The sequence below is a fragment of the Thermomicrobium sp. genome, from assembly GCF_053493975.1.
This window is the reverse complement of record NZ_JBRBZA010000015.1, coordinates 51817-75694: the sequence shown is the minus strand read 5'-3', so window position 1 is coordinate 75694 and position 23878 is coordinate 51817. Positions and strand designations below refer to the sequence as shown.

The following is a 23878-nucleotide window of genomic DNA, read 5'->3' as shown; positions in this document are numbered from 1 at the left end:
ACGGGATCACCGGGGGGTGGGGGATGAGGCAAAGTACCTTCGAGCTCCTCCGCGACCACGTCCGCAACCCACGTCATCACGGTCCCCTGGAGGATGCCACCGTCGTTCTCGAAGGCGGGAATCCGGAGTGCGGTGACGTGGTAACGGTCTACTTGAAGATCGCCGCTGATGGCGAAACGATCGAGGATGCGCATTTTACAGGGCAAGGCTGCGGTGTCAGTCAGGCCGCCGCGTCGCTTCTCATGGAGCGATTGCACCAGGGACATTGGACGATCAGTCGCGTTGCAGCGGTCGACTTCAGTTTGGTGCAAGACCTCGTCGGCGCGGAAGCTGCTCGCTCCCGCCCCCGCTGTGCCTCGCTCGCCTTGAGCGTCCTCAAGGCAGCGATCCAAAAATACGAGCGTGAACGCCGGCAGGCCCTGCTCGACATCGCCAGCGGAGAGCAACGCGACGAGTCTTCACCGTGAGCGTGCTGTGGGACGAGGCGAGTAGGACATGGGAGGTGCTGCGATGGCTACCTGGCGACCGGACCCGACCTTTTACCCCTCACCGCGCCTGGCGATGAAGGCACCGCCGGAGAAACTTGCGTATGTCGTTCGGCTCAACCCGAACGGCAGCGGCAACGGCCAGCGCGATGCCATGTGCGTCGTGGATGTCGATCCGCACTCGAGTACGTACGGCAAGATCGTCGGCGTCACCGAGATGCCGTACGAGGGGGGCGAACTCCATCATTTCGGCTGGAACGCCTGTAGTTCGATGCTCTGCCCGAATGCACCGCACCCCCACGTGGAGCGACGCTACCTCGTCGTGCCTGATATCCGTAGCTCGCACATCACGATCCTCGACACGAAGGAGGATCCCACGCAGCCTCGCGTGGTCAAAGTCATCGATCCAGAGGAGTTGTACGAGCGCGCCTACTACGCCCGGCCACACACGGTGCACTGCGGTCCGGACGGCATCTACATCTCGGCACTGGGCACCCCGGAAGGCGAAGGCCCTGGAGGGATCTTCATTCTCGACCACGATACCTTCGAGGTACTCGGGCGGTGGGAGATCGATCGCGGTGACCAGTATCTGCACTATGACTTCTGGTGGCATCTCGGCTACGACACCATGATCACCAGCGAATGGGGTACACCGCGCATGGTCGAGCATGGCGTCCTCGGGGAGGAGCTTCTCGCTGGTAAGTACGGCCATCGAATCCACCTCTGGGATCTCCATCGGCGGCGCCGGCTCCAAGCGCTCGATTTGGGTAGCGAGCATCAGATGATTCTCGAGCTCCGCCCGGCTCACGATCCCACCAAGGCGTATGGTTTCGTCAATGCCGTCGTGAGCTTGAAGGATCTCTCCTCGGGTATCTGGCTGTGGTATCGCCAGAACGGTGAGTGGAAGATCCAGAAGGTGATCGAGATTCCAGCTGAACCAGCCGACGAGGACCAACTGCCGGATATCCTCAAGCCGTTCAAGGCGGTACCGCCACTGGTCACCGATATCGACCTCAGTGTCGACGATCGCTTCCTCTATGTCTCGTGCTGGGGAACCGGCGAACTCCGCCAGTACGACGTCTCGGACCCGTTCGCTCCCAAGCTCACCGGACTCCTTCAGATCGGGGGAATCGTCCGGCGCGCGGGGCATCCCGCTGTGTCCGGTCCGCTCAACGGCGGCCCACAGATGGTCGAGGTCAGCCGCGACGGTCGCCGCGTTTACTTCACGAACTCTCTCTATCTGCCGTGGGATGCGCAATTCTATCCGGACGGTATCCGCGGCTGGATGGTGAAGGTCGATGTCGACCCAGAGGGCGGCATGCAGTTCGACCCCAACTTCTTCGTCGACTTCGGCGATCAGCGAGCACACCAGATCCGCCTCCAGGGAGGAGACGCATCGAGCGACTCCTACTGCTATCCGTGAGGCGATGACGCGGCCGCACCGGGGCGCCCCGCCAGGGCGGCGGGGCGCTCGTCTCGTGTTCGGCTGAACGGAGACGGGATGGAGCACGATCTCTGGGCCTGGTTCTCGCTGGTTTTGCTCGGCGCCTTTCACGGCGCGAATCCAGCCATGGGCTGGCTCTTTGCCGTCGCGCTCGGCTTACAGGAACAACGGCTCGCAGCGGTTTTCGCCGCGCTTCTTCCCATCGCGCTGGGCCACGCTGCAGCCATCGCCCTGATCGCGGTGGTGACCGTCGTCCTCGGCGAGACAGTTCCGCAGCCCATCCTCCTACTCGGCGCTGGAGTCGTGCTGATCGGCTTCGCTGGATGGCGCCTGTGGCGTCGCTTCCGTCACCCACGCACGCGTTTTCGCGCGACCCAACGCGAACTCGCCGTGTGGTCATTTCTCATGGCCACCGCCCATGGCGCCGGGCTGATGATCGCTCCGGTTCTGATCGCGCTGACCAGCAGGGGTAACAACCTGGTTCCTGATAGTCACCTCGAGCACTGGAAGGGACTCGGTAGCTCGCTCGGAGTCGCCTTGGCCGCGACGCTGGTCCACACTGCGGCCATGTTCGCCACGATGACCGTGATCGCGATCATCGTCTACCGTGAACTCGGGGTGGAGATTCTCCGCCGTGCTTGGGTCAATATCGACCTCGTCTGGATCGTCGTCCTCGTTGCGACCGGCCTCCTGACGGCCGTACTCGGCCTGCGAGCGATCGTATGAGCGTCACTCAGCTCGACTGCTCGCCTGTTCGGCGACAGCACCGTGCTCTGTCTCTTCCTCTCCGGACAGGACATCGATTGCAAAACGGCTCAACAATCCGGCGATCGACACGGCAGGATACGGGATCGGATCGACCGGATGACCGGGTGCGTGCGAATCGGAACCCGCACTGGCCAAAAGGCCGAACCGTGCGCACCAGGCCCGCAGTGTCTCTGTTTGCTCTGGAGTATGCGAGCGGTAATGTGCCTCCAAGCCATCGACCGGGATCTCCATCCGCATGCGCTCGAGCGTCTCCTCGGTGAGGACACCAGCTCCATCGTCACGCCCGGGATGCGCCAGTACGCAGACACCGCCGGCATCGTGCGCCGCCGCTACCACGCGCGCCAACGGGACATCGACCGTCATCGGCTCGCCGAGACGCTTGGTGATCTCGTGCGCAGTGGCGAGGTTCGTAGCATAGCCCTCGTGAATCAGCGTCAAGAGAACATGATGTGGTCGCAGCGGACGCCCACCGACGATCTCTCGCAGCGCGCGCAAACGGTATCCGTTGCGTTCCAGCGTGACGATCGCTCGCGCTGCCTCCGCCCACAGTCGATCAGCTAATTCGTCCAGTATCGCGCGGAAAGCACGCGCCGCTGGCAACGCTGGATCCACCCCATAGACGAGCAGGTGCCACTGCCGGTCGGCCCAGCGCGTCGTCACCTCGACACCTGGGACGATGACGAGTCCGTACTTCTTCCCCAGCTCGATCGCCTCATCGACTGCAGCCATCGTATCGTGGTCACACAGTGCAGCGACACGAAAGCGCTTCGTGGCCAGGTAGTCGATGAGTTCGGCGACCGTCCAGCGCCCGTCGCTCGCCAGTGTGTGCAAGTGCAAGTCCACCGCATCGTGAGCGAAAATCGAGTGCATGGTCGCTTCCTCCCGCCCCAGTATTCCCGAGCACACCGCCTGTCGACCACTGCCCCTTTTTTGCACTTCCCCACTCTGGAGAGGGATTCCTCGGCGACCCAGTCCGTGGCAGAATCGGGGCAGGAGGAACCACGCATGATCGCTGTGCACGACCTGGTCCGCTACTGTGACCGACTGCTCGATGCACAACGGTTTCGCGACGCTGCGACGAACGGACTCCAGGTCGAAGGCGAGCGGATCATCCGGCGACTCGCCTGTGCTGTCAGCGCGAACCAGCGAACCATCGAGGAAGCGGTTGCCTGGGATGCCGATGCGCTGCTCGTCCATCATGGGTTGTTCTGGGGAGACGGTGTCCGCTCGATCAGCGGTGTGGTGCGGCGACGATTGCGACCATTGCTCCTGCACGGTGTAAGTCTCCTCTCCTACCACTTGCCTCTCGATGCCCACTCCGAACTGGGCAACAACGCCCAGTTGGCTTTCGCGCTCGGACTCGAGCCGGTCGAACCGTTTGCCGAAGTGGGAAGTACCCCCATCGGATCGATCGCACGCCCACCGCAGCCGTGGCCGCTGGACCAGCTGGTCCTGGCGATCGCGCGCGTGACGGATCGCCAGCCGACAGTTCTGGCTGGAGGACCTTCCATCGTCGAGCGGGTCGCCATTCTCAGTGGTTCAGGAGCGAGTGCGGTCGTCGAAGCGGCAGAACGACACTGCCAAGTGCTCGTGACCGGCGAAGCGCGCGAGACGACGATGGCCTTGGCTCGGGAACTGGGCATCACCGTCATCGCGGCGGGACACGAAGCGACCGAACGACTGGGGGTACAAGCACTGGCCAAGCATCTCTCCGCGACATTCGGTCTCGAGAGTACGTTCCTCCATGACCCCAACCCGATTTGAGACTGTCGAGTTCGGAAAGGAGCGACCCCTTGGCTGGTACGATCGCACGAGTCTTCAAGGCCTACGATATCCGGGGAATTTATCCGGAGGAACTGGACGAGACCCTCGCCTACCGGATCGGCCGTGCCTTCGCGCTCTATCTGCGTCCGAGGAACGTCGTCGTTGGGCGCGATATGCGCGTGTCCTCGCCAGCCCTTGCCGAGGCCGTGATTCGCGGCCTACTCGATCAGGGTGTCCACGTGACTGATGTTGGGCTCGTGAGCACCGATGCCCTGTACTTTGCGGTGGGGAAATATCGCTTCGACGGCGGCATCATGGTAACGGCCTCGCACAACCCGCCGGAATATAACGGGTTCAAACTCTGTCGCGAAGAGGCGCAGGCGCTCAGTCTCGACCGCGGGATCGGCGAAATCCGCGATCTGGTTCTGCGGGGGGAGTTCCCCCAGCCTGACCAGCGCGGGACGCTCGAGCAGCGAGACATTCTCGACGATTTCGCAGAACACGTGTTGTCGTTCATCGACCGGAATGTCATCAAACCGTTCACGGTCGCCGTCGACGCTGGAAACGGCATGGGAGGACTGATCGCTCCCAAGGTCCTCGGACGACTCCCGCTCCGCATCATTCCGCTCTACTTCGAACTGGACGGACGCTTTCCCAATCACGTGCCGAATCCGATCGAGCCAGAGAACATTCGTGACCTCCAGCGAGCCGTGCTCCACCATCAGGCTGGTCTCGGTATCGCGTTCGATGGTGACGCCGACCGGATGTTCATCCTGGACGAGCGTGCCCGGTTCGTTGGTGGGGACATGGTGACGGCACTCGTCGCCAAGGCACTGCTGCACAAGCACCCAGGGGCCAAAATCGTCTATAACCTCATCTGCTCTCGCGCCGTTCCCGAAGTGATCCGGGAAAACGGTGGCATACCGATCCGCTCGCGCGTCGGGCATTCCTTCATCAAGGCGCTGATGCGCGAACAGGACGCGATCTTCGGCGGCGAGCACTCCGGACACTTTTACTTCCGGGACAACTGGTATGCCGACTCCGGGATCATCGCGGCAGTGACCGTCCTCGAGCTCTTGTCACGCGAGGGCGTGACTGTCTCGCAGGCGATCGCACCGATCGACCGGTACTACCGCTCGGGCGAGATCAATATCGAGGTGCACGATTTCCAAGCCGTTCTGAGGGCGCTGGAAATCCACTTCCACGATGGGAACATCGATCATCTCGATGGTCTCACGGTCGAGTATCCCGATTGGTGGTTCAACGCGCGTCCCTCCAATACGCAACCGCTTCTGCGCATCAACGTGGAGGCGACGACGCCCGAGCTGCTTCGCCAGAAGACCGAAGAAGTGTTGTCGGTCGTTCGCCGAGCCGCTGCAAGCTGAGGCGAGCGTGCGGTTCCGAGGTGAGCACACACTCACCATCGTCAAGCTGGACCCGGTCGGTCGAGTAGTCGCTCGTTATTCCGGCACGATCCACCCGGCCGCCCCTGGGTGGATCGCGATCGTCGCTGACTGGCGACTCGGAACGGTCGAAGCTGGTCCGCTCCGATTCGAGCCTGGTGACCGGCTCATCGAATTTTTCTCTTTCGTCGAACCGATCAACGCCTTCGCGCTTTTTGCCCCCGATGGAAGGTTCAAGGGCTGGTACGCGAACGTCGCTTGCCCTGCCTACCTGGAAGAGAGAACGCTCTTCTGGCGTGACCTGTACATCGACGTCATCGGAGAACCTGATGGGCAGATCACGGTGCTCGACGAAGAAGAACTGGAGGAAAGTCAACTGAGCCAGCGCGATCCGGAAGGGTACGCCTGTATCCTCGCCGCGCGCGACCGCCTGCTCAGCGCGCTGCGCACGCGCGCTTATCCGTTCGAGCTTTATGGCTGACCAGCATGAGGCGTCATCGGCGAGTACAATCGACCATGCGTGACGACTCCGAGAGCGAGGGTGGGACGTGGCGCGGCTACCAGTGACACGACGGCAGACATTTGCTCAGCAGCACGCGCAGACCGACGAGGCCGGCAATCAGTGGCTCAGTATCGAGGAGGCAGCTCGTCTTCTCGGTGTCGGGCAATCGACGTTGCGCCGGTGGAGCGATGCCGGACTGGTTCCAGTGTATCGAACGGCTGGCGGTCACCGCCGGTATCGGGAAGCTGATCTCCTGGCTCTTCTCAAGAGCGAGGCGCGACCCCGTCGACGGCTCTCGCGCAAGGCACTCGTCGATCTCTCCTTCGCACTCTATCACTCGCAATTGATGGCACAAGTCGTCAATCGCACTTGGTACGCGCGATACCAGCCGGAGCACCTCGCTGAGTTGCGCGCTCTCGGGCGCCAACTGGTCGAACTGGCTTTCCGAATCGTCAACCGGGCAGTCGATCGCGAGGAACTCCTCCGAGCTGGTCGGACGATCGGACAGCGGTACGGTGAAATCAGTGCTCAGGCAGGACTGACTCCGGCCGAAGCGGCGGAAGCGTTCCTTGCCTTTCGTGCGCCGACTTATCTCGCGATCACGCAATTCGCTGAGCGCGAGGACATTCCGACTCGTCGCGTCTTGCGCCTGCTCGGAGAATTGACCATTTTGATGGACGAGGTCCTCCTCGCGACGCTGCGCAGCCTCGAGCCAGCCATCTCACCGACCTCGTCAGTATTCTGACAGTCGTGACGATCGTGGAAGGAGAAAAGGCCATACATGCAAGAAGAAGAACAACTGATTCTTCGTCATGAACTTCTCGGAGATGAGGAACTTTTCACTTGTGCGCTCTGTCAGCATGTCCTTCCGATGCACGAAGCTCGAACCGTCCGCGGAGACGAGATCGGTATGACCGATGTCGAGTACGTAGTCGTCTGTCGCGAGTGCTTGCGCGAACTACGCGGGCGCGACCATGTTCTGCCGCCACCCGGTTGATGGCGTCAGCGGACACAGCCACGCGCGATGACACGCCATGTGCCGACGAACTCTCCTCCCCGAACGACGAAGAGTTCGTCTTGCAGGTTGACCACTGGGCAGACATGATTGGGAATGATTTCGATGCGTTCTCCGACCTGTGGTCCCTTCGTCTCGGGCGGGAACTCGAGCACACCGTGTTCCTCGCTCAGCCGGCTGATCACCGCATCCGGATACTCCACAACGTAGCCGTAGCCGGTCCGCGCTGGTGGGGGCGGATCGTAGGTGAGTGTCTTGCTCCCTGCGTCGATCACTGCGCGATCGGGAGCCGGACGGCTGATCACCGTGGCCAGAACACGCAAGGCGACCCGATCCGGACCGATCCGCCCAAAGCGAAACGCTGCCGCATCGTAGAAAACATACGTACCAGGGCGCATTTCGGTGATACCAGGCACGCGCGTCGTCGCGAACGCTGCCGGCGTCGAGCCTACGCTCACGACATCGACCGGGATCCCCTCCCGACGGAGAAGCTCAGCTGACCCGACCATCGCCTCGCCCGCCATCCGCGCTAGGCGCTCGAGTTCTTCCGCGGTACTCGCTCGACCAGCATGACCCTCGTGCGTCATCAGGCCTCGCAAGCGGAGTCCAGGCATCTGACTGATCTCGCGTGCCAACCGGAGCACCGGCTCACCCGGCTCGACCCCTGCCCGGCGCAGACCGGTATCGACCTCGATGACGACATCGAGACGCATTCCGCGGGCGAGGGCCGCCCGGCTGAGTGGCTCGGCGACCGCGACGCTATCTACCGCCACCGTGACCTGCACCCGTTCGGCCAAGCGCAGGAGACGTTCGATCTTCTGATCTCCCACGATCTGATACGCGATCAGGACATCATCCAGCACACCGGCGGCAGCGAATGCCTCCGCCTCGGTGATCTTGGCACAGGTGAATCCGACCACCCCGTGCGCCCGCTGCGCGCGAGCGATCTCAGCCGTCTTGTGCGTTTTCAAGTGGGGACGCAAAGCGAGGCCATGCGTGCGAGCGTACTCGGCCATCTCGGCGATATTGCGCTCCAAACGATCGAGATCGACGACCAGGCACGGGGTATCCAACAGCACTCGATACGATGCACAGTTCACGGTCGCCCTCCTCATGGAGAAGGAAGAATACGCACCCGTCGACCTTCCACTCGCAACCGACCAGCAGCATAGAGCCGCACAGCCTCCGGATAGAGTCGGCATTCTTCGGCGAAAACGCGCGCTGCGAGCGTCTCTGGTGTGTCGTCATCCAAGACCGGCACACAGGCTTGCAGGATGATCGGTCCTGCATCGAGTTCATCGGTGACGAAATGCACCGTGCAGCCGCTCACCTTCACACCGCTGTCTAGGACAGCACGATGAACACGCTCGCCGTACATCCCACGTCCGCCAAACAGTGGGAGAAGGGACGGATGAATGTTCATGATGCGCCATCGATAGTCGGCACGGACCGGCAAATGCCGGAGAAATCCAGCCATGAGCACCAAATCGATCGCGTACTGGTCCAGAAGACGATACACCTGCTCGGCGAAGACAGACTCCGGCACTCGTCTGGAGGGGATGATCGCCAGGGGCACCCCAGCAGCACGAGCGATGTCGTTGCCAGCGACATCCGGGCGATTACTGACGACGAGTTCGATGCACCCCGGCAGTTCACCCCGGCCTTGCACGGCGAGCAGATTAGCCAGTGTCCGCCCGCTTCCCGAAATGAGGACAGCGATCCGCAGTTGCCGCACGCTGGCTCCTTCACCTGACGTGCTCCGTTTTCAGCCGTAGTATGGGGGAGCGCACCGCCGATGTCACGCACCTTCGGTACAATCGTCGTATCGGCCACGTCGCCTGATCGGCGCGGGCCGACCAGCAACGAGCATGGAGGCGAGAGTCAGGTGTCGCGATCTCTTCCCTCGACGGCGAACCAGCACCCAACCTTTCCATCATTCGATAGTGTCGTCATCTTGGATTATGGCTCCCAATATGCACAACTCATCGCGCGACGCGTGCGCGAAGCCCATGTCTACTGTGAACTCGTGCCGCACGACACCGACTGGTCAGCTCTGGCGCACCTTTCGCCGAAAGGGATCATCCTCTCCGGTGGACCCGCCAGCGTGTACGAACCGGATGCGCCGCAACTCCCCAACTGGGTTCTCGAGAGTGGCCTCCCCGTTCTGGGCATCTGTTACGGCATGCAACTTTTGGCCCACACATTGGGCGGCAAGGTCGCGCCCGCGCAACAACGCGAATACGGTCCCGCAGTGGTCGAGCGTGTCGCAGACCATCCGATTTTCGCCGGGCTTCCGGCACGCTTCGACGTGTGGATGAGTCACGGCGACCGCATCGACGCGCTGCCTCCCGGATTCGAGGTACTGGCGCGCTCGGCCAACGCACCCTTCGCGGCAATGGCACGGGACAATCTCATCGGTCTCCAATTCCATCCGGAAGTCGCGCATACACCGCTCGGGAGCGTTATCTTGCGCAACTTCCTCTTCGATGTCTGTGGTTGCGCACCGACCTGGACAGCCGAGTCGTTCGTCGAGCAGGCTGTCCGCGAGATCAGGGAGCGGGTCGGTAACGATCGGGTCCTGCTTGCGCTTTCCGGCGGCGTCGATTCGAGCGTCGCCGCGGCGCTGATCCACCGAGCGATCGGTGACCAGTTGACACCTGTTTTCGTCGATACCGGCTTGCTTCGCGAAGGCGAAGCGGAAACGATTCGAGAAGTGTTCGGTCGGCACTTCCGCATGCCGCTCGTGGCGGTCGATGCCCGTCAGCGTTTCCTGGCTCGACTGCGCGGTGTGAGCGACCCGGAACAGAAACGCCGATCGATCGGCGAAGAGTTTATCCGCGTGTTCGAGGAAATCGCTCGCCGCCACGGGCCATTCCGTTTCCTGGCACAAGGGACACTGTATCCTGACGTGATCGAGAGTGCCGCTCCCGGAGCGTCGCGGACTGCCGCCAAGATCAAAACGCACCACAACGTCGGCGGTTTGCCCCAAGACCTCGAATTCGAACTTCTCGAGCCGTTACGCTATTTGTTCAAGGACGAGGTGCGCGCGATCGGCCGACTCCTTGGTCTCCCCGAGGAGATCGTGCAGCGTCAACCGTTCCCTGGTCCCGGGTTGGCCGTACGCATTCTCGGGGAGGTGACTGAGGAAGCGCTCGCGATCGTCCGGCGAGCCGACACCATCGTCCGCGAAGAAGTCGAGGCTGCTGGACTGGGCAATGGACTCTGGCAGTTCTTCGCCGTCCTTCTTCCGGTGCACTCGACAGGCGTGATGGGTGACCAACGCACGTACGCGCGGGTCATCGCGATCCGTGCCGTGACCAGTACCGACGCCATGACCGCCGACTGGGCACGCTTGCCGCACGACCTGTTGGCTCGGCTCGCTAATCGCATCGTCAACGAAGTGCCTGGTGTCAATCGCGTCGTCTACGACATCACCTCGAAACCACCAGCAACCATCGAATGGGAGTGAGTCATGCCGCGAGGATTGACCGTCCTAGTCGTCGGTAGCGGAGGGCGCGAGCATGCCCTCGCCTGGGCATTGCATCGGTCCCCCTCGGTGGAACGCGTTCTCGTGGCACCCGGTAACGGAGGAACCGCAGCGATCGCCGAGAATGTCCCGATCGCTGCAACGGACATCCCGGGCTTGGTCGCACTGGCCCGCGAGCGGCAGGTCGACCTTACAGTCGTCGGTCCCGAGGAGCCGCTCGCTCGCGGACTGGTGGATGCATTCGCGGAAGCGGGGCTGACCGCTTTTGGACCGACGGCGCAAGCAGCGCGGATCGAAGCGAGCAAGGCGTGGGCCAAGGACGTGATGCGAGCCGCCGGCGTGCCCACCGCTGAGGCAGTGGTCGTCACCGACTTCGCAGCGGCTCAGGCGGCGCTCGAGCGTTTCCGCTTTCCGCTCGTCATCAAGGCTTCGGGGTTGGCAGCTGGCAAAGGTGCCATCGTCGTCTCTTCACGACGCGAGGCGGAAGAAGCACTCCATTGGATGATGGTCCAACGTGCGCTCGGCGCCGCAGCGGATGAGGTCCTTCTCGAGGAGTATCTCGAAGGCCGTGAGCTGTCTTTTCTCGTCGTCACGGACGGGAAGACGGTATTGCCGCTCCTGCCCGCTCGGGATTACAAGCGTCTCGGCGACAACGACACCGGCCCCAACACCGGCGGGATGGGAGCCTATGCGCCCGTTCCTGAGGTCACCGATGAATTGCACCGGACGATACTGGAACGGATCATTCATCCAACCCTGGAGGAACTGAGGCGACGGGGCATCGTCTATCGCGGCGTGCTCTATGCGGGTCTGATGCTCACTCCTCGTGGTCCGAAAGTGCTCGAGTTCAACTGCCGGTTCGGCGATCCGGAAACGCAGGCGATCCTGCCGCTCCTGGAAACTGATCTCGCGATGCTTCTCCTCTCTGCTGCGCGGGCCGAACTCTCTGGTAACTGGTCGCTCGACTGGAAACCAGCAGTCTGCGTGACGGTCGTCGTCGCATCCGGTGGCTATCCGGGTACCTCTGCGACCGGATTTCCGATCGCCGGTTTGGATACCGTTCCGAGCGATGTCGTCATCTTCCACGCCGGGACGAGACGAGCGAACGATCATGTCGTGACGGCCGGCGGTCGTGTACTCGCCGTGAGCGCTATCGCCGCGACATTCGCTGAGGCGCGCGAGCGCGTCTATCGCGCGATCGAGCACCTCTCCTTCCCTGGCATGACGTTCCGCCGCGACATCGCACTCACCGAAGTGGGAAAGAGCGTCATGCCGACGCCGCCGCCGAGCGGGACGGCGTGATCGCGACCCACCCCTGTCGCACCGCTGCCAAAATGACATCCACGCGATCCTGAGCACCGAGCTTCCGTAGGATCGACGTCATGTGGTTCTTCACTGTCTGTTCCGTGATGAAGAGCGCCTCCGCGATCTCCTTGTTGGACATGCCCTGCGCCACACAGTCGAGCACTTGCAGTTCGCGCACCGTGAGCACCGTGTCCGGACTTTCGACGCCGCCTTCCCCGACCACGTAGCGCTGGAGTTCACCGAGGACCCGACGCGCCAAATGGGGCCGGTCGAGGATCTGCTGCGGCAGCCGATCCTCGCCGGCAACGACGGCTTCCAACACCGCCAACATCTCGCGGGGTTCACTGTCTTTCGCGAGGAAAGCCGCAGCACCGACTTGCAGAGCACCGAGCAGCCACGATTCGTTTTCGTCCGCCGAGAGCAACACGACGGGGAGTTTCGTATTCTGCCGTTTGAGGAGGCGCGTCACTTGCAACCCGTTGATACCTGGCAAGCGAAGATCGACCAGGGCAAGGTCCGGCCGATGGAGCTCAGCCTGCTGGACCGCCTCATGCGCTGAGGCTGCTTCTGCCACGACGCGAAAACGCTCGTGTCGGTCGAGGAACTGACGCACCGCAAAACGAAACAGCGGATGATCATCGACGACGAGCACTTTGACGGGTGTTCTCCGCTGCCCTAACCCGTTACCCCGCATCGTCTTCCCCCCTCCGGTTACCGCGAATCTCGGAAACAGTTTCGTCCGGAGACAACGATTCGACGATGCGGAATCAGTCACCCTTCTTCAATCAACACTCCTAAGGACAGTGAGTACTGATGCCGCATGTACGTACTGTGCCCTCTGGGCACATCAAAGCAACGTCCAACCGAAGTATCCGAGCAGTGCGATCACGCTTTTGGCATCGCGGATCGAGCCAATACGGAGAGCCTCCCGTGCCTCCTCCGGAGCGAGCTCGACGACGTGCAAGCGTTCGTCACCAGCCGGGCGTGCTGCACCCGCAGTCAGCGCTTCGGCTACGAACACTACGAGTTCTTCGTCCGTCCAGCCCGGACTCACATAGAAGCGGATCAACTCGCGGAGCCGTCCTGCCCGATAACCGGTCTCCTCCTCGAGCTCCCGCAAAGCACACGCAACCGGTTCCTCGTCAGCCTCGCGCGTCCCGGCTGGAATTTCCAACAACATCCTCCCGACCGCATACCGGTACTGGCGAACGAACACGATCCGCCCGTCGTCCTGGATCGGGAGGATGGCAACAGCCCCCGGATGGTGCGCCACCTCGCGGATCGCCCGCCGGCCATCGGCCAGCAGAACCTGATCGCGAGAGACCCGCAACAACCGCCCTGAAAACACCGTCTCGCTTCGCTCGACCCGCTCGACCTCCACCGTGTCCATCCTTCCCGTTCACGCACCGAAACCATCCTCGCTGGTGGGAAGGTTCTACCGGATCACGTCGCTCTGCGGGTGCCTGTCGCCGTGCCTTCCCAGCAGCAGGATTCCAAATGTTCGAAGAGATCACCAGGCGTGCTGAACCGCCCCGCACCGAGAAGCAGGTGGTTGCCCCCGGGAAGTCACACGCTGCTCCGGTTTAGGCTGCGACCGAACCTCCACAGGGCAAGGCGATCGCTGCGCATCTCGGCTTTCCCAATACGGGATCGCCGAGCTGGGTACGAGGACGCATGTGGTACTTTCGAGTCGAAAGGAATAAACTGCTCGAGAAAAGCACGAGCCGAACAGCTGGATCGGTCGCCTGCGACCAGCGCTCGCTCGCGTCGACTCACGCAGAGTCGGACTCCAATCGGCTGCGCCACGACCGTCCGAACGCCCGCCGATCCCATCGATCGCCGCAGAAGCGCTGGCACGCCAGCACTCGGGATCCTTGCGTGCCACGAGTGTGGGATTCGTCCGCCGACAGGGATCAGCCCGTGACGATTCGTTACCCCGACTGCGGGAACGATCGTGCCCCTGACGGCGTCATGCGTGACGGTTCATCGTCCGAACCGGTGGCTCGAACGTCTTTTTGTTCTTCCTGGTGCGCAGGCGCTTCGTCTGGGGATCGGTAACGACGCACCTCAGTCTTATGACGGATCGCGGAGGCGGCGGGCGGATTCGAACCGCCGAATCGCAGTTTTGCAGACTGCTGCCTTAGGCCACTTGGCTACGCCGCCGCTGCCACTCCATGCATAGTATAGCAGCTTCGCGCAATCAGCGCTCGGACTGGCGAGCTCGTTTCTCCTGGCAACTCGCGCCGAAGTCTGGCGTACAGTCGTTCCGCCACCGACCAGACGTGCCAGACCACCGACCCTCATGTCAGCGCAGCACGACCACGCCATGATCGGTGACGCGAGCCTCCGGAATGACCGAAAGCGCCATGAACGAGAGCAGCGCGAACGGTGCCGGCACGCGACTTCCCATGTCGCGCGCTGCCTGCTCGACCGCTTCGTACTGTTCGGCCACCGTCTCCAGTGGTTCCGGTGACAAAATCCCTGCGACCGGGAGCGGCAGTCGCGCTCTGACCAGCCCATCGGAGACCGCGACCAGACCACCGCGCATGGCCACGACCGCGTCGATCGCGGCCAAGATATCCCCGTCGTCGATTCCAACGACGACGATGTTGTGGGCATCGTGCGCGATGGACGAGGCCAGCGCACCACGCCGCAGGCCGAAGCCCCGGACCAACCCCACTCCAACGCGTCCGGTCGCCCGGTGGCGCTCCACGACGACCAGCTTCGCCAAGTCGCGCTCTGGATCAGCGACCACCTCCCCGTCACGCACCGTCGGTTCCACTTCGATCGCTCGCGTCACGATCTGCCCCGGGATCGCCTCCACGGCGATCATCCGATCGCAAGCGGGCAAGCGAAGTCGACCACGATCGAGCGGTGCCACGCGCACCGTATCCAGGAGCCACTCGGGAATCGTCCGGCTGGTCTGGAAGGTCGCCTTGCCGTCCTGAGCGACCACCTCACCCTGGAACAGGACGAGCCGCGGGCGGATATCGTCGAGCCGGTCGAATGCGACCACATTGGCCCAGTAGCCGGGCGCGACCAGCCCATACCCGTCAAGCCCCCAATACTCGGCCGTGTTGAGCGTCGCCAGGCGGATCGCCCGAATCGGATCGAGGCCAGCCGCGATCGCCTTGCGCACGATGGCATCCATATGGCCATCGTGGAGGAGGGTCGCGCAATCCCGGTCATCGCTCGCGAAGCAACAGCGCGGGTAGGTAGCCTCGGTCACGAGCGGCAACAATTCGAGTAGGTTGTGCTCGGTCGATCCCTCCCGGATCATGACCCGGAGTCCCCGCCGCAGCTTCTCGCGGGCTTCCTCCAGTTGCGTCGACTCGTGATCGGATCCCATACCCGATGCGATATAGGCGTTGAGACGGGAACCACGCAAGCCAGGTGCGTGCCCATCCCGCCGCCGCGCCGGGAGGCGAAGCTTCTCGTAGATCGCCGCGTCACCGGCGAGGACACCCGGAAAATTCATCATCTCACCCAGCGCAACCGCGTTCGGTAACCGCAGTCCCTCGGCGATCGCAGCCGCGTCCATGACCGCTCCGGCACTTTCGTATGGACTGGCTGGAACACACGAGGGTATCGTCAAAAACACACCGAGCGGAAGCCCTGACGCTGCCTCAGCCAGTGCACGGATTCCCGCGAGTCCAGCCACATTGGCGATCTCGTGCGGATCGGTCACGACCGCTCCGGTCCCGTGCGGTACGACCGCCCGTGCGAATTGGTCTATCCAGAGCAGCGAACTCTCGACATGGACATGTCCATCGATGAAGGAAGGCGCGAGATAGGCTCCAGCGAGATCGATCTCCTCATGTCCATCGCGATACGTTCCGATTCCGGCAATGCGTCCGAACACGATCGCGACATCGGCTTCCTCGATTTCACCGCTCGCCACGTTCACGATACGGGCGTGTCGCAACACGAGATCAGCCGGTTCTTCGCCGAGCGCGACACGCAGGAGACGTCGCCACTCCTCCAGTTGGAGCGCTTCGATCCCCAATCCAACCATTCTGTTCCTCCTCGCTCTCAGTCGAGTAAACGCTCTTCGAGTCGCCCGAGCAGCTCATTGAGTCGTCCCAAAAGATCGGTCACCAGCTCCGGTATGGATGCGCTTGCACTGAACGGGATCTCGAGCCCGAGCCGCAGCCCGACCCCGTGCTCCGCCTCGTCCCACCACGCGTCGCGCAGCAGTCGTTCCGTGTCCGTCACCGGTGCGTGCCGGATCGTCTCCACGAGCCGGGAGAGCGTGAGCCGAGCGAGGCGCTCTTTGACTGCTCGTCTTCGCTCGTCCTCTTCGTCGTAGTAGAGGCCCGGCGAGACATCCCAGACCTCGACCAGATAGCCGTCAGTCCCGATCCGCACATCGATCCGACCGCACTCGGTATCGCACGCGACGAGCCAGCCCTCATCACCATACAATGGGTACGCCCAGAATCCGGCCTGACGCAGGAGAGATACCACTGGTTCGAGCGCTGCTCGCGTCTCACGCGTGTTCATCGTCGCTTTCCACCTCGCGTCGCTTCAGCCAGAGTCGAGCGACCTCGACCAAGCCTTCGACCTGATCGAGCTTTGCGTCCGGCCAGTCGAGTCGCGCTGCCAACACGATACCGGGGGCAATTTCCCAGACGCGCCAGTGCATCGCGTCACCCGCCCTTCGATCCGGTGCGACGACCTCCCGTTGTGCCAGGTGCTCGCGGATCTCCTCCAGACCGAAACGCTGCTCCCGGAGTCGCCGAATCTGCTCGAGGCGCCGGATATGTTCCGGACCATACCGCGCAGTCGGTCCTCGGCCGCGCGGCGGGGGCAGCAGGCCACGAGCGACATAGAAACGAATGCGCCGCGGTGGAATCCCCGTTCGCGCCGCCAACTCCCGAATGGTCAACGATCGATCAGCGTTCTCGGCACTCATCGACTTCTCGCAACGTTACTCTCGCTTGAAGCATACAGCCGCTCCGATTCTGCCGTCGCACGGTATGCTGACCATGAAGATCGACGATCGGAGGAAGGACGACATGAGCTCCCGGCTCCTGGACAGCGTTCCGTTCCTGCTCGTCGGTGTGGTCCATCTCCTCCCGCTACCTGGCTCCCCCCGTGCGACGCGGGACGTGGCACGGATCCGCGAGCGTGCTTGCCGCGACGCCGAAGCCTACCGGGAAGGGGGTGCCCACGCCCTCATCGTCGAGAACTTCGGAGATGCTCCATTCCGGAAAGACGGTGTCGAGCCTCATGTCATCGCGCTCATGGCAGTCATCGTCGAGGCGGTCCGCGTGGCGACCGGACTGCCGGTTGGGGTCAACGTCTTGCGCAACGATGCCCGTGCAGCACTCGGTATCGCGGCGGCAACCGGTGCTTCCTTCATTCGCGTCAACGTGCATGTCGGCGCGATGGTGACCGATCAAGGTATCATCGAAGGCCGCGCTGACGAAACACTCCGCTACCGTACGCTGCTCCAGAGCGAGACAGAGATCTGGGCCGATGTCCTCGTCAAGCACGCCGTACCGCTGGCACCGCTCGCTCTGGAGGACGCCGCCCAGGAAACGGTCCAGCGCGGGCTCGCCGATGCCCTGATCCTCACTGGTCCGATGACCGGACGCGCACCCGACCCAGCCGATCTCATGCGCGTCCGCGAACGATTGCCGGCAACTCCGGTGTTGGTGGGAAGTGGAGTCACGGCCGACAATGTCGCGCGCTACGTCCACGCTGCACGCGGCGCGATCGTTGGGACATGGACCAAGGTCGATGGCAAGACCGAGAACCCGGTCGATCCCGCCCGGGTTCGGCGACTCTGCGAGGCGATCTCTCGAGCCCTTCCGCACGAGCGGCATGGACCAGCCTCCTGAGAAGGCGAGGCATCGCTTTGGCCAGCGCATCGCTGCCTTCTGCTCGAGGGTCGCGGAGCACGATGGATCGAGATTTCTCTTAGATAGGAATCAGGTGGCTGGACGAATGTCGATCACGTCCAGCTCCACCTGTTCCTGACCGTTCCAATCGCTCCGTCGCAACGTGAACGCGATATCGATGCGGTCAGCGCCGGCCAAGCGAGCGATCTCCCGCCCCCCCTCGAACCAGACCGCCTGGCGCACGGTGCCATCCGGTGCGACGACGGTGAAGCGCAGGTGCCGCTCGTTCTGCATACTCGTAATGTCGACAGCTCGAACGCCGCGGACGAGGAAGCGCGGAACCGGGTTGCCGTGACCATAAGGTTCCAGCTGCCCCATCACCTCCCACGTCTCCAGCGCGATTTGGTAGGGGTAGAGTTCCGCATCCAACTCGAGCGGTAACGCTGGTTCCTCGTGGCCGAGGTGTTCCTCGGCGATTTCGAGGAGCCGCGCTTCCAGTTCGGCGAGACGTTCCGTCGCCACCGTCAATCCCGCTGCCGCACGATGTCCACCATGGTCGATCAAGAGATCACGGCAGCGAGCCAACGCTGCCGAAATATCGAAACCATCGATGCTGCGGGCAGAACCACGACTGACCTCGCTCTCTCGGGCGAGGAGCACGACCGGACGCGCATAGCGACTGACGAGCTTGCTGGCGGCGAGCCCGACCAACCCAACGCTCCACGCACTATCAGCCAGTACCAAGACGGGGGGCAAGCTCCCCCGCGCGTCGATCCGTCGCTCGGCTTCCGCCAACATCCGCTCGATCGCACGTTGCCGCAGCGCGTTGAGTTCGGAAAGTTTCCGAGCCAGTTCCTCCGCTCGCTGCGTGTCCGCCGTCAACAGGAGCTCGAGCGCGACGCGCGGATCATCCATTCTCCCAGCCGCGTTGAGCCGCGGCCCCAGGACATACCCGCAGTGCCAACTGGTGACCCGCTGTCCTGGTACGCTGTCGAGTCCGCTCAGGCGCGCGAGTGTCCGCAAGCCAAGCGGTGCAGTCTCCCAGAAACGCTTCAGCCCGAGCGCCACGAGCGTTCGGTTGATACCGACCAAGGGAACGACGTCGGCAACGGTGCCGAGCGCGACCAAGGGAAGCCAACGGGTCGCAGCTTCGTCCCCGAGCAGCAGTCGGGCGAACTGGTACGCGACACCGACTGCCGACAACGTTCCGAAGACTGGCGGGGCATCCGGCCGCGCGACCGAGACGAATGCCAGCTCAGCCGGCCAGGTTTCGTCATGGACAGCGTGGTGGTCGAGCACGATGACCGGAACCCCCGCTCGAAGGACACTACGCAAGGCATCCCAGTCGCCGGTTCCGCAATCCACCGTGACGAGAAGCGCAGGCCGATGCTCGAGCACGCATGGCACATGATGACGCTGGAAACCATATCCATCGCGAAGGCGATGGGGCACCATCGGGATGACCGTCAGCTCGAGTTCCCGAAAGAGCTGAGCCAGGAGCGTCGTTGCGGTCAAACCATCCACATCGTAGTCGCCGAAGACGACCACCGGCCCTGACCGGCACCGCACTTCTTCGACGAGAGCTCGCGCTCGCTCGCTGTCGGGCAAGCCGCCAGGATCAGGCAAGTCACCGAGGTCAGGCTGGAGAAAGCGCCGTACCTCCTCATGGTTCCGAATACCCCGACGGTAGAGGATAGCGGCCAGCAGCGGATGATCCGCGAGTTCCCGAGCCATTTCTGGAACTCGTTCCGGTTCCCGCCACCGGTACCGTGGCATTCGCCTCTCTCCTCGGTAGGACTATCTGACCATAGCGATCAGCGAACGGCAGGACAACGATCGCCTGCCCGCATCCGAACAAGCAAGCGCAAGATTTACCTCGTCGCGTCCTGCTCGCTCTCCACTGCTGCCGCCGTCACGTAAATTCCGCGTGCCAGTCGTTCCCCGACAAACTGTTCGCGATCACCGATCCGGACCCGCAGCGGCCCCTCGAATGGCAAGCGCTCGAGCACCTCCAGGCGAGTGCCCGGGCGAATACCCAGTTCGGCGAGATAGCGGAGCTGTGCGCGATCGTGATCGGCAACGTGGAGAACTTCCACTTGCTGCCCCGGCAGAACATCGTGCAACCGCTGACAGGGTCGCTCGGGGAGCGAGCCATCGCTGCGCGGGATGGGATGTCCATGTGGATCTTCGGTCGGGAAACCGAGTCGTGCGTCGATCCAGGACTCGAGTTCCTCGGAAAGGCCGTGCTCGAGGCGATCCGCCTCTTCGTGCAGAGCATCCCACGGATACTCCAAAACCTCAGCGAGAAACCGCTCCAGAAGGCGATGGTGACGGATCACTTCGAGCGCAACGCTCCTCCCCCGGTCCGTCAGTCGTACACCCCGATAGGGTTGGTGATCGACGAGGTCGAGCGCAGCCATCCGCTTCAACATGTTGGTGACCGAAGGGCTCTGCACCCGTAAACGCTCGGCGATCGCTTGGGTCGTGACCCGTCCCTCGTCTCGCTCGAGCGCGAAGATGACTTTCAGATAATCCTCCATCGCCTGCGTGATCGGTACTCGCCCTGTCGCTCGCCTCGACTGTCTCACTGGTACACTCCTTGCGACTAACCGACCCCGAGTGGAGGGGGTTCGCTGTTGCGCCAAGTATACGTTGAACACCTGTTCGAAGGGTGAGACAGTGCGAGGAGCTGCACGACAGCTCGGAGCGATCGCTGGATCGGTCGGATGGATCAGCGCGACACTCCTCCTGCTCCTGGCGGCCCGGGAGCCGCGTCAACTTCTCGTGCGTCGAGCGCGGGTCTCCCTACCCCGGCCCCGGCAGCGCGCTGCCGGCCTCCGGCTGGCCTTTCTCACTGACTTCCACGCGGGAGGGCCGGGAACGAGCACGGAACTTGCGCGGACCGCTCTCTACCTCCTGGAGAGCTGGCGTCCCGATCTCGTCTTGCTCGGCGGTGATTACTTCGATCAGGGCAACATGGTGGAAACCACTCTGTTCGATGTCCTGGCACGCTACGAGCACGTGTATGGAGTGCTCGGCAACCATGATTACCGACGCGGAACGGCCAACGCTGAAGGGATCGCTCGTTTCCTGGAAGCACGCAACGTGCACATCTTGCGCAACGAATCGGTCACCATCACCGTCGAACGGCAGCAGGGAGCGACCGGCACGATCGAATTGGTGGGTCTCGACGACCCCTATACCGGCTTCGCTCGCCCGGAGATGCTGAAGAGGCCGCTCCCGCCGCACCCGCGTCTCCTGCTCGCCCATGCTCCCTCGGTCGTCGAGCGATTACCTGTCGGATGCGCTGATCTTGCGCTCTTCGGACATACTCATTGGGGGCAGGTTCGGCTCTCCCCCTCCCAGACGATCGGGTTTCTGGATGCTGCGTGGTATCTCGATCGCTGGCGCCGCAAACCCCATGCACGGCTGCAGCGCGGCTGGTTCTGGGAAAAAGGGATGCTCGTGTACGTGAGTGCTGGTATCGGTCTGACGCAGCTTCCATTTCGGCTCTTCGCTTCACCCGAGATCCTCTGCCTGGAACTCGATCCTGCTGCGCACGATCCGCAACGAGCCTGCGATGACCCTCTGCGGTACGTTCGTTCCTCGACCGTGCGTCAGACCCTCCAGCGGGAGGAGAGACGATGAAACCACCGATCCGCATTCTGGCTCTCGATGCCGGAGCAGGCACGCAGGATATCGTGCTCTACGAGTCCGATCGTGAGCCGGAAAACTGCATCAAACTCGTCTTGCCCTCGCAAACCCAGGTCGTTGCCGCACGCATTCGCCGAATCACCAGTCGCAGGAGTCCGCTGCATTTGGCTGGCTTTCTGATGGGGGGTGGTGCGAGCAGCGACGCTATCCGTGCGCATCTGGCCGCTGGCTTGCCAGTTTCCGCACAGCCGGACGCCGCGCGGACACTCCATAACGACCTGGATCGCGTCCAGCGCATGGGCATCGAGTTGACCGAACTCCCGCCGCTCGGCGCCGAAGTCGTCTGGTTGGCCGATGTCGATGTCCCTGCCCTTACCCAGGCCTTGCGCGCCTTCGAAGTCGAACTACCGGCACTCTGGGCGATCGCCGTGCAGGATCACGGGTACGATCCCTCGACGGACGCCCATGAGCATCGGTACCGGTTCCTGGCGGAGCTTCTCGAGCAGGCGGACGATCTGCGCGCTCTGGCCTTCCGCACACCGCCGGCTTATCTCCTGCGTATGCAAGCTGTTCGGCGGCAAGTTCCCGGCTGCGTGCTCATGGACACCGGCCCGGCTGCCGTTCTCGGCGCGCTGTGCGACCCAGTGGTCTGGCGCGCAGCCTGTTCTGATGGCGCGATCGTCGTGAATGTGGGGAACATGCATACGTTCGGCGTCGCGATACGACGAACGCGCATCTATGGACTCTTCGAGCACCATACCAGCGGGGTGACGCCGGCCATCCTCGCGGATCTCGTCTCCGCGCTGCAGAGCGGACGACTGACGCACTCGGACGTCGTGCGACTGGGTGGTCACGGAGCAGTTCTGACACCCGCCTACGCTGCGGCCGCGCCGTTTCCGTTCGTTGCCATCACTGGTCCCAATCGATCCCTCGTCCGCTCACTGGGTTGGTACGAGGCAGCACCCTTCGGAGACATGATGGTGACCGGCTGTTACGGCTTGATCGAGGCGACGCTCCGGCTGCTCGAGCGTGAGACGGGAGACCGACTACCGTCACTGTTGCCCGAAGAGGGTTAGGCTTCGCGCAAGGGTAATCCGGCGACGAGTCCCAGTAAAGAAGTAACCCCTTCGGGTACGAGCGACAGCGCTTCGAGCTCTGCCAGCGCTTCGCGATGGAACTGTTCGACTGCGTCCTGCAGAGCAGTACGCACCGCGTAGCGTTCCAGTAATGCGATGACCGCAGCCACCTCCTCCGCGCTCAGCTCAGTCCGTCGACGCCAGAGATCCAGTAACCAGGCCCGCTCATCGGTTGCAGCGCGTTCGAGGACGAGAAGGATCGGGAAACTCTTCTTGCGTTGTCGGAGGTCATCGCCGCGGGGCTTCCCGGTAACCGCCGGATCTCCCCAGATCCCGAGGTAGTCATCGCGGATCTGAAAACCGAGTCCCAACGCGCGCCCGAAGCGTTCCAGCCGTGCCGCGACCTCCGCCGGCGCACCAGCTACCAGAGCCCCAGCCCAGGCGGAAAAGGCGATCAGCGCAGCCGTCTTGCGTTCGATCATGGTGAGGTACTCGTTGACCGATACGTCGGGACGTTGTTCGAAACTGAGATCGAGAACCTGCCCCTCGACGATCGAGAGCGCCGTCTCGTTGAAGCGGCGTACGAGTTCCTCACCGCGACCGGGCTCGAGTGCTCGTGCTGCTTCCAGCGCGGCGATCTGGCTCAACACGAAAAGAGCATCACCAGCATTGATCGCTTGAGCATCACCCCACAGGGCCCAAATCGTGGGGCGGTGCCGTCGTACTCGACTGCGATCCTGGATATCATCGTGGATCAAAGTGAAGTTGTGGAGCAGCTCGATCGCTGCCGCGATCCCAACGGCACGAGCAGCATCACCGCAGACAGCAAGAGCGACAGCCAGACAGAGCGCAGGGCGAAACCGCTTGCCGCTGACTCCGCTCGCTGGCTGCAACCGCTCGTCGCGCCAGCCGAGATGATAGGCGAGCACCTCGTACACAGGAAGCGTACCCGGTAGCGCCGGAAATCGCGCACCGTATCGATCCAACAACTCCTGCATCGTCCGTTCCACGTCGCCGATCGCTGCGTTCACGGCCCTGCCTTTCGATCGAACCATTCTTCATCCACTCGACAGTCGACGACTGGACATGCGGAGCAGAGAACGCCCATACTTGTATTGATCGTCGCACA

General features: G+C 63.0%; 24 protein-coding genes and 1 tRNA gene. 13 read left to right on the top strand and 12 right to left on the bottom strand.

The features are described 5' to 3' along the window. Positions 1-23 precede the first annotated feature (23 nt). The 3 genes from ACWIVK_RS03470 (at position 24) to ACWIVK_RS03460 (ending at position 2655) form a co-directional block, all read left to right on the top strand. Complete coding sequence (locus tag ACWIVK_RS03470) at positions 24-467, top strand: iron-sulfur cluster assembly scaffold protein (RefSeq protein WP_448575162.1); 444 nt, start codon at positions 24-26, stop codon at positions 465-467. A 43-nt stretch (positions 468-510) separates the two neighbouring features. Further along, on the top strand, positions 511-1908 hold the full coding sequence (locus ACWIVK_RS03465; RefSeq protein WP_448575161.1) for a selenium-binding protein SBP56-related protein: 1398 nt from the start codon (positions 511-513) through the stop codon (positions 1906-1908). A 78-nt stretch (positions 1909-1986) separates the two neighbouring features. Then, positions 1987-2655, top strand: a complete 669-nt coding sequence (locus ACWIVK_RS03460) for a hypothetical protein (RefSeq protein WP_448575160.1) — start codon at positions 1987-1989, stop codon at positions 2653-2655. Positions 2656-2658: 3 nt separating this feature from the next. Here ACWIVK_RS03460 and ACWIVK_RS03455 read toward each other — a convergent pair whose 3' ends face one another. Further along, positions 2659-3567, bottom strand: coding sequence for a PHP domain-containing protein (locus ACWIVK_RS03455; RefSeq protein ID WP_448575159.1), 909 nt, complete (start codon positions 3565-3567; stop codon positions 2659-2661). A 135-nt stretch (positions 3568-3702) separates the two neighbouring features. On the opposite strand from ACWIVK_RS03455, the gene ACWIVK_RS03450 reads away from it, so the two are divergent. The 5 genes from ACWIVK_RS03450 to ACWIVK_RS03430 all read left to right on the top strand — a co-directional run bounded on the left by ACWIVK_RS03450 (position 3703) and on the right by ACWIVK_RS03430 (position 7363). Next, positions 3703-4461 carry a Nif3-like dinuclear metal center hexameric protein gene (locus ACWIVK_RS03450; protein ID WP_448575158.1) on the top strand — a complete coding sequence of 253 codons (759 nt, stop codon included), beginning with the start codon at positions 3703-3705 and terminating at the stop codon, positions 4459-4461. A 29-nt stretch (positions 4462-4490) separates the two neighbouring features. After that, the gene (gene glmM / locus ACWIVK_RS03445; protein WP_448575157.1) at positions 4491-5846 is read left to right on the top strand and encodes a phosphoglucosamine mutase; all 1356 of its coding nucleotides are present in this window, start codon (positions 4491-4493) and stop codon (positions 5844-5846) included. A gap of 7 nt (positions 5847-5853) precedes the next feature. After that, entirely contained in the window at positions 5854-6345 is a 492-nt protein-coding gene (locus tag ACWIVK_RS03440; RefSeq protein ID WP_448575156.1) for a DUF402 domain-containing protein, read from the top strand. 151 nt (positions 6346-6496) lie between these two features. Beyond that, positions 6497-7111 carry a MerR family transcriptional regulator gene (locus ACWIVK_RS03435; RefSeq protein WP_448575201.1) on the top strand — a complete coding sequence of 205 codons (615 nt, stop codon included), beginning with the start codon at positions 6497-6499 and terminating at the stop codon, positions 7109-7111. 36 nt (positions 7112-7147) lie between these two features. Then, a complete protein-coding gene (locus tag ACWIVK_RS03430) occupies positions 7148-7363 on the top strand; it encodes a hypothetical protein (RefSeq protein WP_448575155.1) in 216 nt (71 codons plus the stop codon). Between the two features lie 5 nt (positions 7364-7368). On the opposite strand, the gene ACWIVK_RS03425 is transcribed toward ACWIVK_RS03430, so the two are convergent. Beyond that, the gene (locus tag ACWIVK_RS03425) at positions 7369-8481 is read right to left on the bottom strand and encodes an alanine racemase (RefSeq protein WP_448575154.1); all 1113 of its coding nucleotides are present in this window, start codon (positions 8479-8481) and stop codon (positions 7369-7371) included. A gap of 11 nt (positions 8482-8492) precedes the next feature. Then, a complete protein-coding gene (gene purN / locus ACWIVK_RS03420; protein ID WP_448575153.1) occupies positions 8493-9116 on the bottom strand; it encodes a phosphoribosylglycinamide formyltransferase in 624 nt (207 codons plus the stop codon). 150 nt (positions 9117-9266) lie between these two features. Between purN and guaA the strand changes: the two genes are divergently transcribed. Continuing rightward, entirely contained in the window at positions 9267-10850 is a 1584-nt protein-coding gene (guaA, locus tag ACWIVK_RS03415) for a glutamine-hydrolyzing GMP synthase (protein WP_448575152.1), read from the top strand. A 3-nt stretch (positions 10851-10853) separates the two neighbouring features. Further along, positions 10854-12170 (top strand): phosphoribosylamine--glycine ligase, encoded by a 1317-nt coding sequence (gene purD, locus ACWIVK_RS03410; RefSeq protein ID WP_448575151.1) that lies wholly within the window; start codon positions 10854-10856, stop codon positions 12168-12170. Here purD and ACWIVK_RS03405 read toward each other — a convergent pair. The 6 genes from ACWIVK_RS03405 to ACWIVK_RS03380 form a co-directional block, all read right to left on the bottom strand. Further along, positions 12136-12867, bottom strand: coding sequence for a response regulator (locus tag ACWIVK_RS03405; protein ID WP_448575150.1), 732 nt, complete (start codon positions 12865-12867; stop codon positions 12136-12138). The two genes, purD and ACWIVK_RS03405, sit on opposite strands and share 35 nt — an antisense overlap. A gap of 153 nt (positions 12868-13020) precedes the next feature. Beyond that, complete coding sequence (locus ACWIVK_RS03400; RefSeq protein WP_448575149.1) at positions 13021-13563, bottom strand: NUDIX domain-containing protein; 543 nt, start codon at positions 13561-13563, stop codon at positions 13021-13023. Positions 13564-14262: 699 nt separating this feature from the next. Next, positions 14263-14336: transfer RNA gene (locus tag ACWIVK_RS03395), tRNA-Cys, on the bottom strand. A gap of 142 nt (positions 14337-14478) precedes the next feature. Beyond that, a complete protein-coding gene (ade, locus tag ACWIVK_RS03390; protein WP_448575148.1) occupies positions 14479-16188 on the bottom strand; it encodes an adenine deaminase in 1710 nt (569 codons plus the stop codon). A gap of 17 nt (positions 16189-16205) precedes the next feature. Continuing rightward, positions 16206-16676, bottom strand: a complete 471-nt coding sequence (locus tag ACWIVK_RS03385; protein ID WP_448575147.1) for a hypothetical protein — start codon at positions 16674-16676, stop codon at positions 16206-16208. After that, positions 16663-17088, bottom strand: coding sequence for a MerR family transcriptional regulator (locus ACWIVK_RS03380; protein WP_448575146.1), 426 nt, complete (start codon positions 17086-17088; stop codon positions 16663-16665). The genes ACWIVK_RS03385 and ACWIVK_RS03380 overlap by 14 nt, the downstream gene beginning before the upstream one ends. A gap of 103 nt (positions 17089-17191) precedes the next feature. On the opposite strand from ACWIVK_RS03380, the gene ACWIVK_RS03375 reads away from it, so the two are divergent. After that, positions 17192-18019 carry a BtpA/SgcQ family protein gene (locus tag ACWIVK_RS03375; protein ID WP_448575145.1) on the top strand — a complete coding sequence of 276 codons (828 nt, stop codon included), beginning with the start codon at positions 17192-17194 and terminating at the stop codon, positions 18017-18019. A gap of 90 nt (positions 18020-18109) precedes the next feature. On the opposite strand, the gene recJ is transcribed toward ACWIVK_RS03375, so the two are convergent. Both recJ and ACWIVK_RS03365 read right to left on the bottom strand, forming a co-directional pair. Continuing rightward, positions 18110-19795, bottom strand: coding sequence for a single-stranded-DNA-specific exonuclease RecJ (gene recJ / locus ACWIVK_RS03370; RefSeq protein ID WP_448575144.1), 1686 nt, complete (start codon positions 19793-19795; stop codon positions 18110-18112). Between the two features lie 95 nt (positions 19796-19890). After that, positions 19891-20607, bottom strand: coding sequence for a metal-dependent transcriptional regulator (locus ACWIVK_RS03365; protein WP_448575143.1), 717 nt, complete (start codon positions 20605-20607; stop codon positions 19891-19893). A 91-nt stretch (positions 20608-20698) separates the two neighbouring features. Here ACWIVK_RS03365 and ACWIVK_RS03360 point away from each other — a divergent pair, with 91 nt between their 5' ends. Together ACWIVK_RS03360 and ACWIVK_RS03355 are read left to right on the top strand one after the other, a co-directional pair. Next, a complete protein-coding gene (locus ACWIVK_RS03360) occupies positions 20699-21667 on the top strand; it encodes a metallophosphoesterase (RefSeq protein WP_448575142.1) in 969 nt (322 codons plus the stop codon). Next, positions 21664-22749, top strand: coding sequence for a DUF1786 domain-containing protein (locus ACWIVK_RS03355; RefSeq protein ID WP_448575141.1), 1086 nt, complete (start codon positions 21664-21666; stop codon positions 22747-22749). The genes ACWIVK_RS03360 and ACWIVK_RS03355 overlap by 4 nt, the downstream gene beginning before the upstream one ends. Here ACWIVK_RS03355 and ACWIVK_RS03350 read toward each other — a convergent pair. Further along, complete coding sequence (locus ACWIVK_RS03350) at positions 22746-23759, bottom strand: polyprenyl synthetase family protein (RefSeq protein WP_448575140.1); 1014 nt, start codon at positions 23757-23759, stop codon at positions 22746-22748. The genes ACWIVK_RS03355 and ACWIVK_RS03350 overlap by 4 nt on opposite strands. Positions 23760-23878 lie beyond the last annotated feature (119 nt).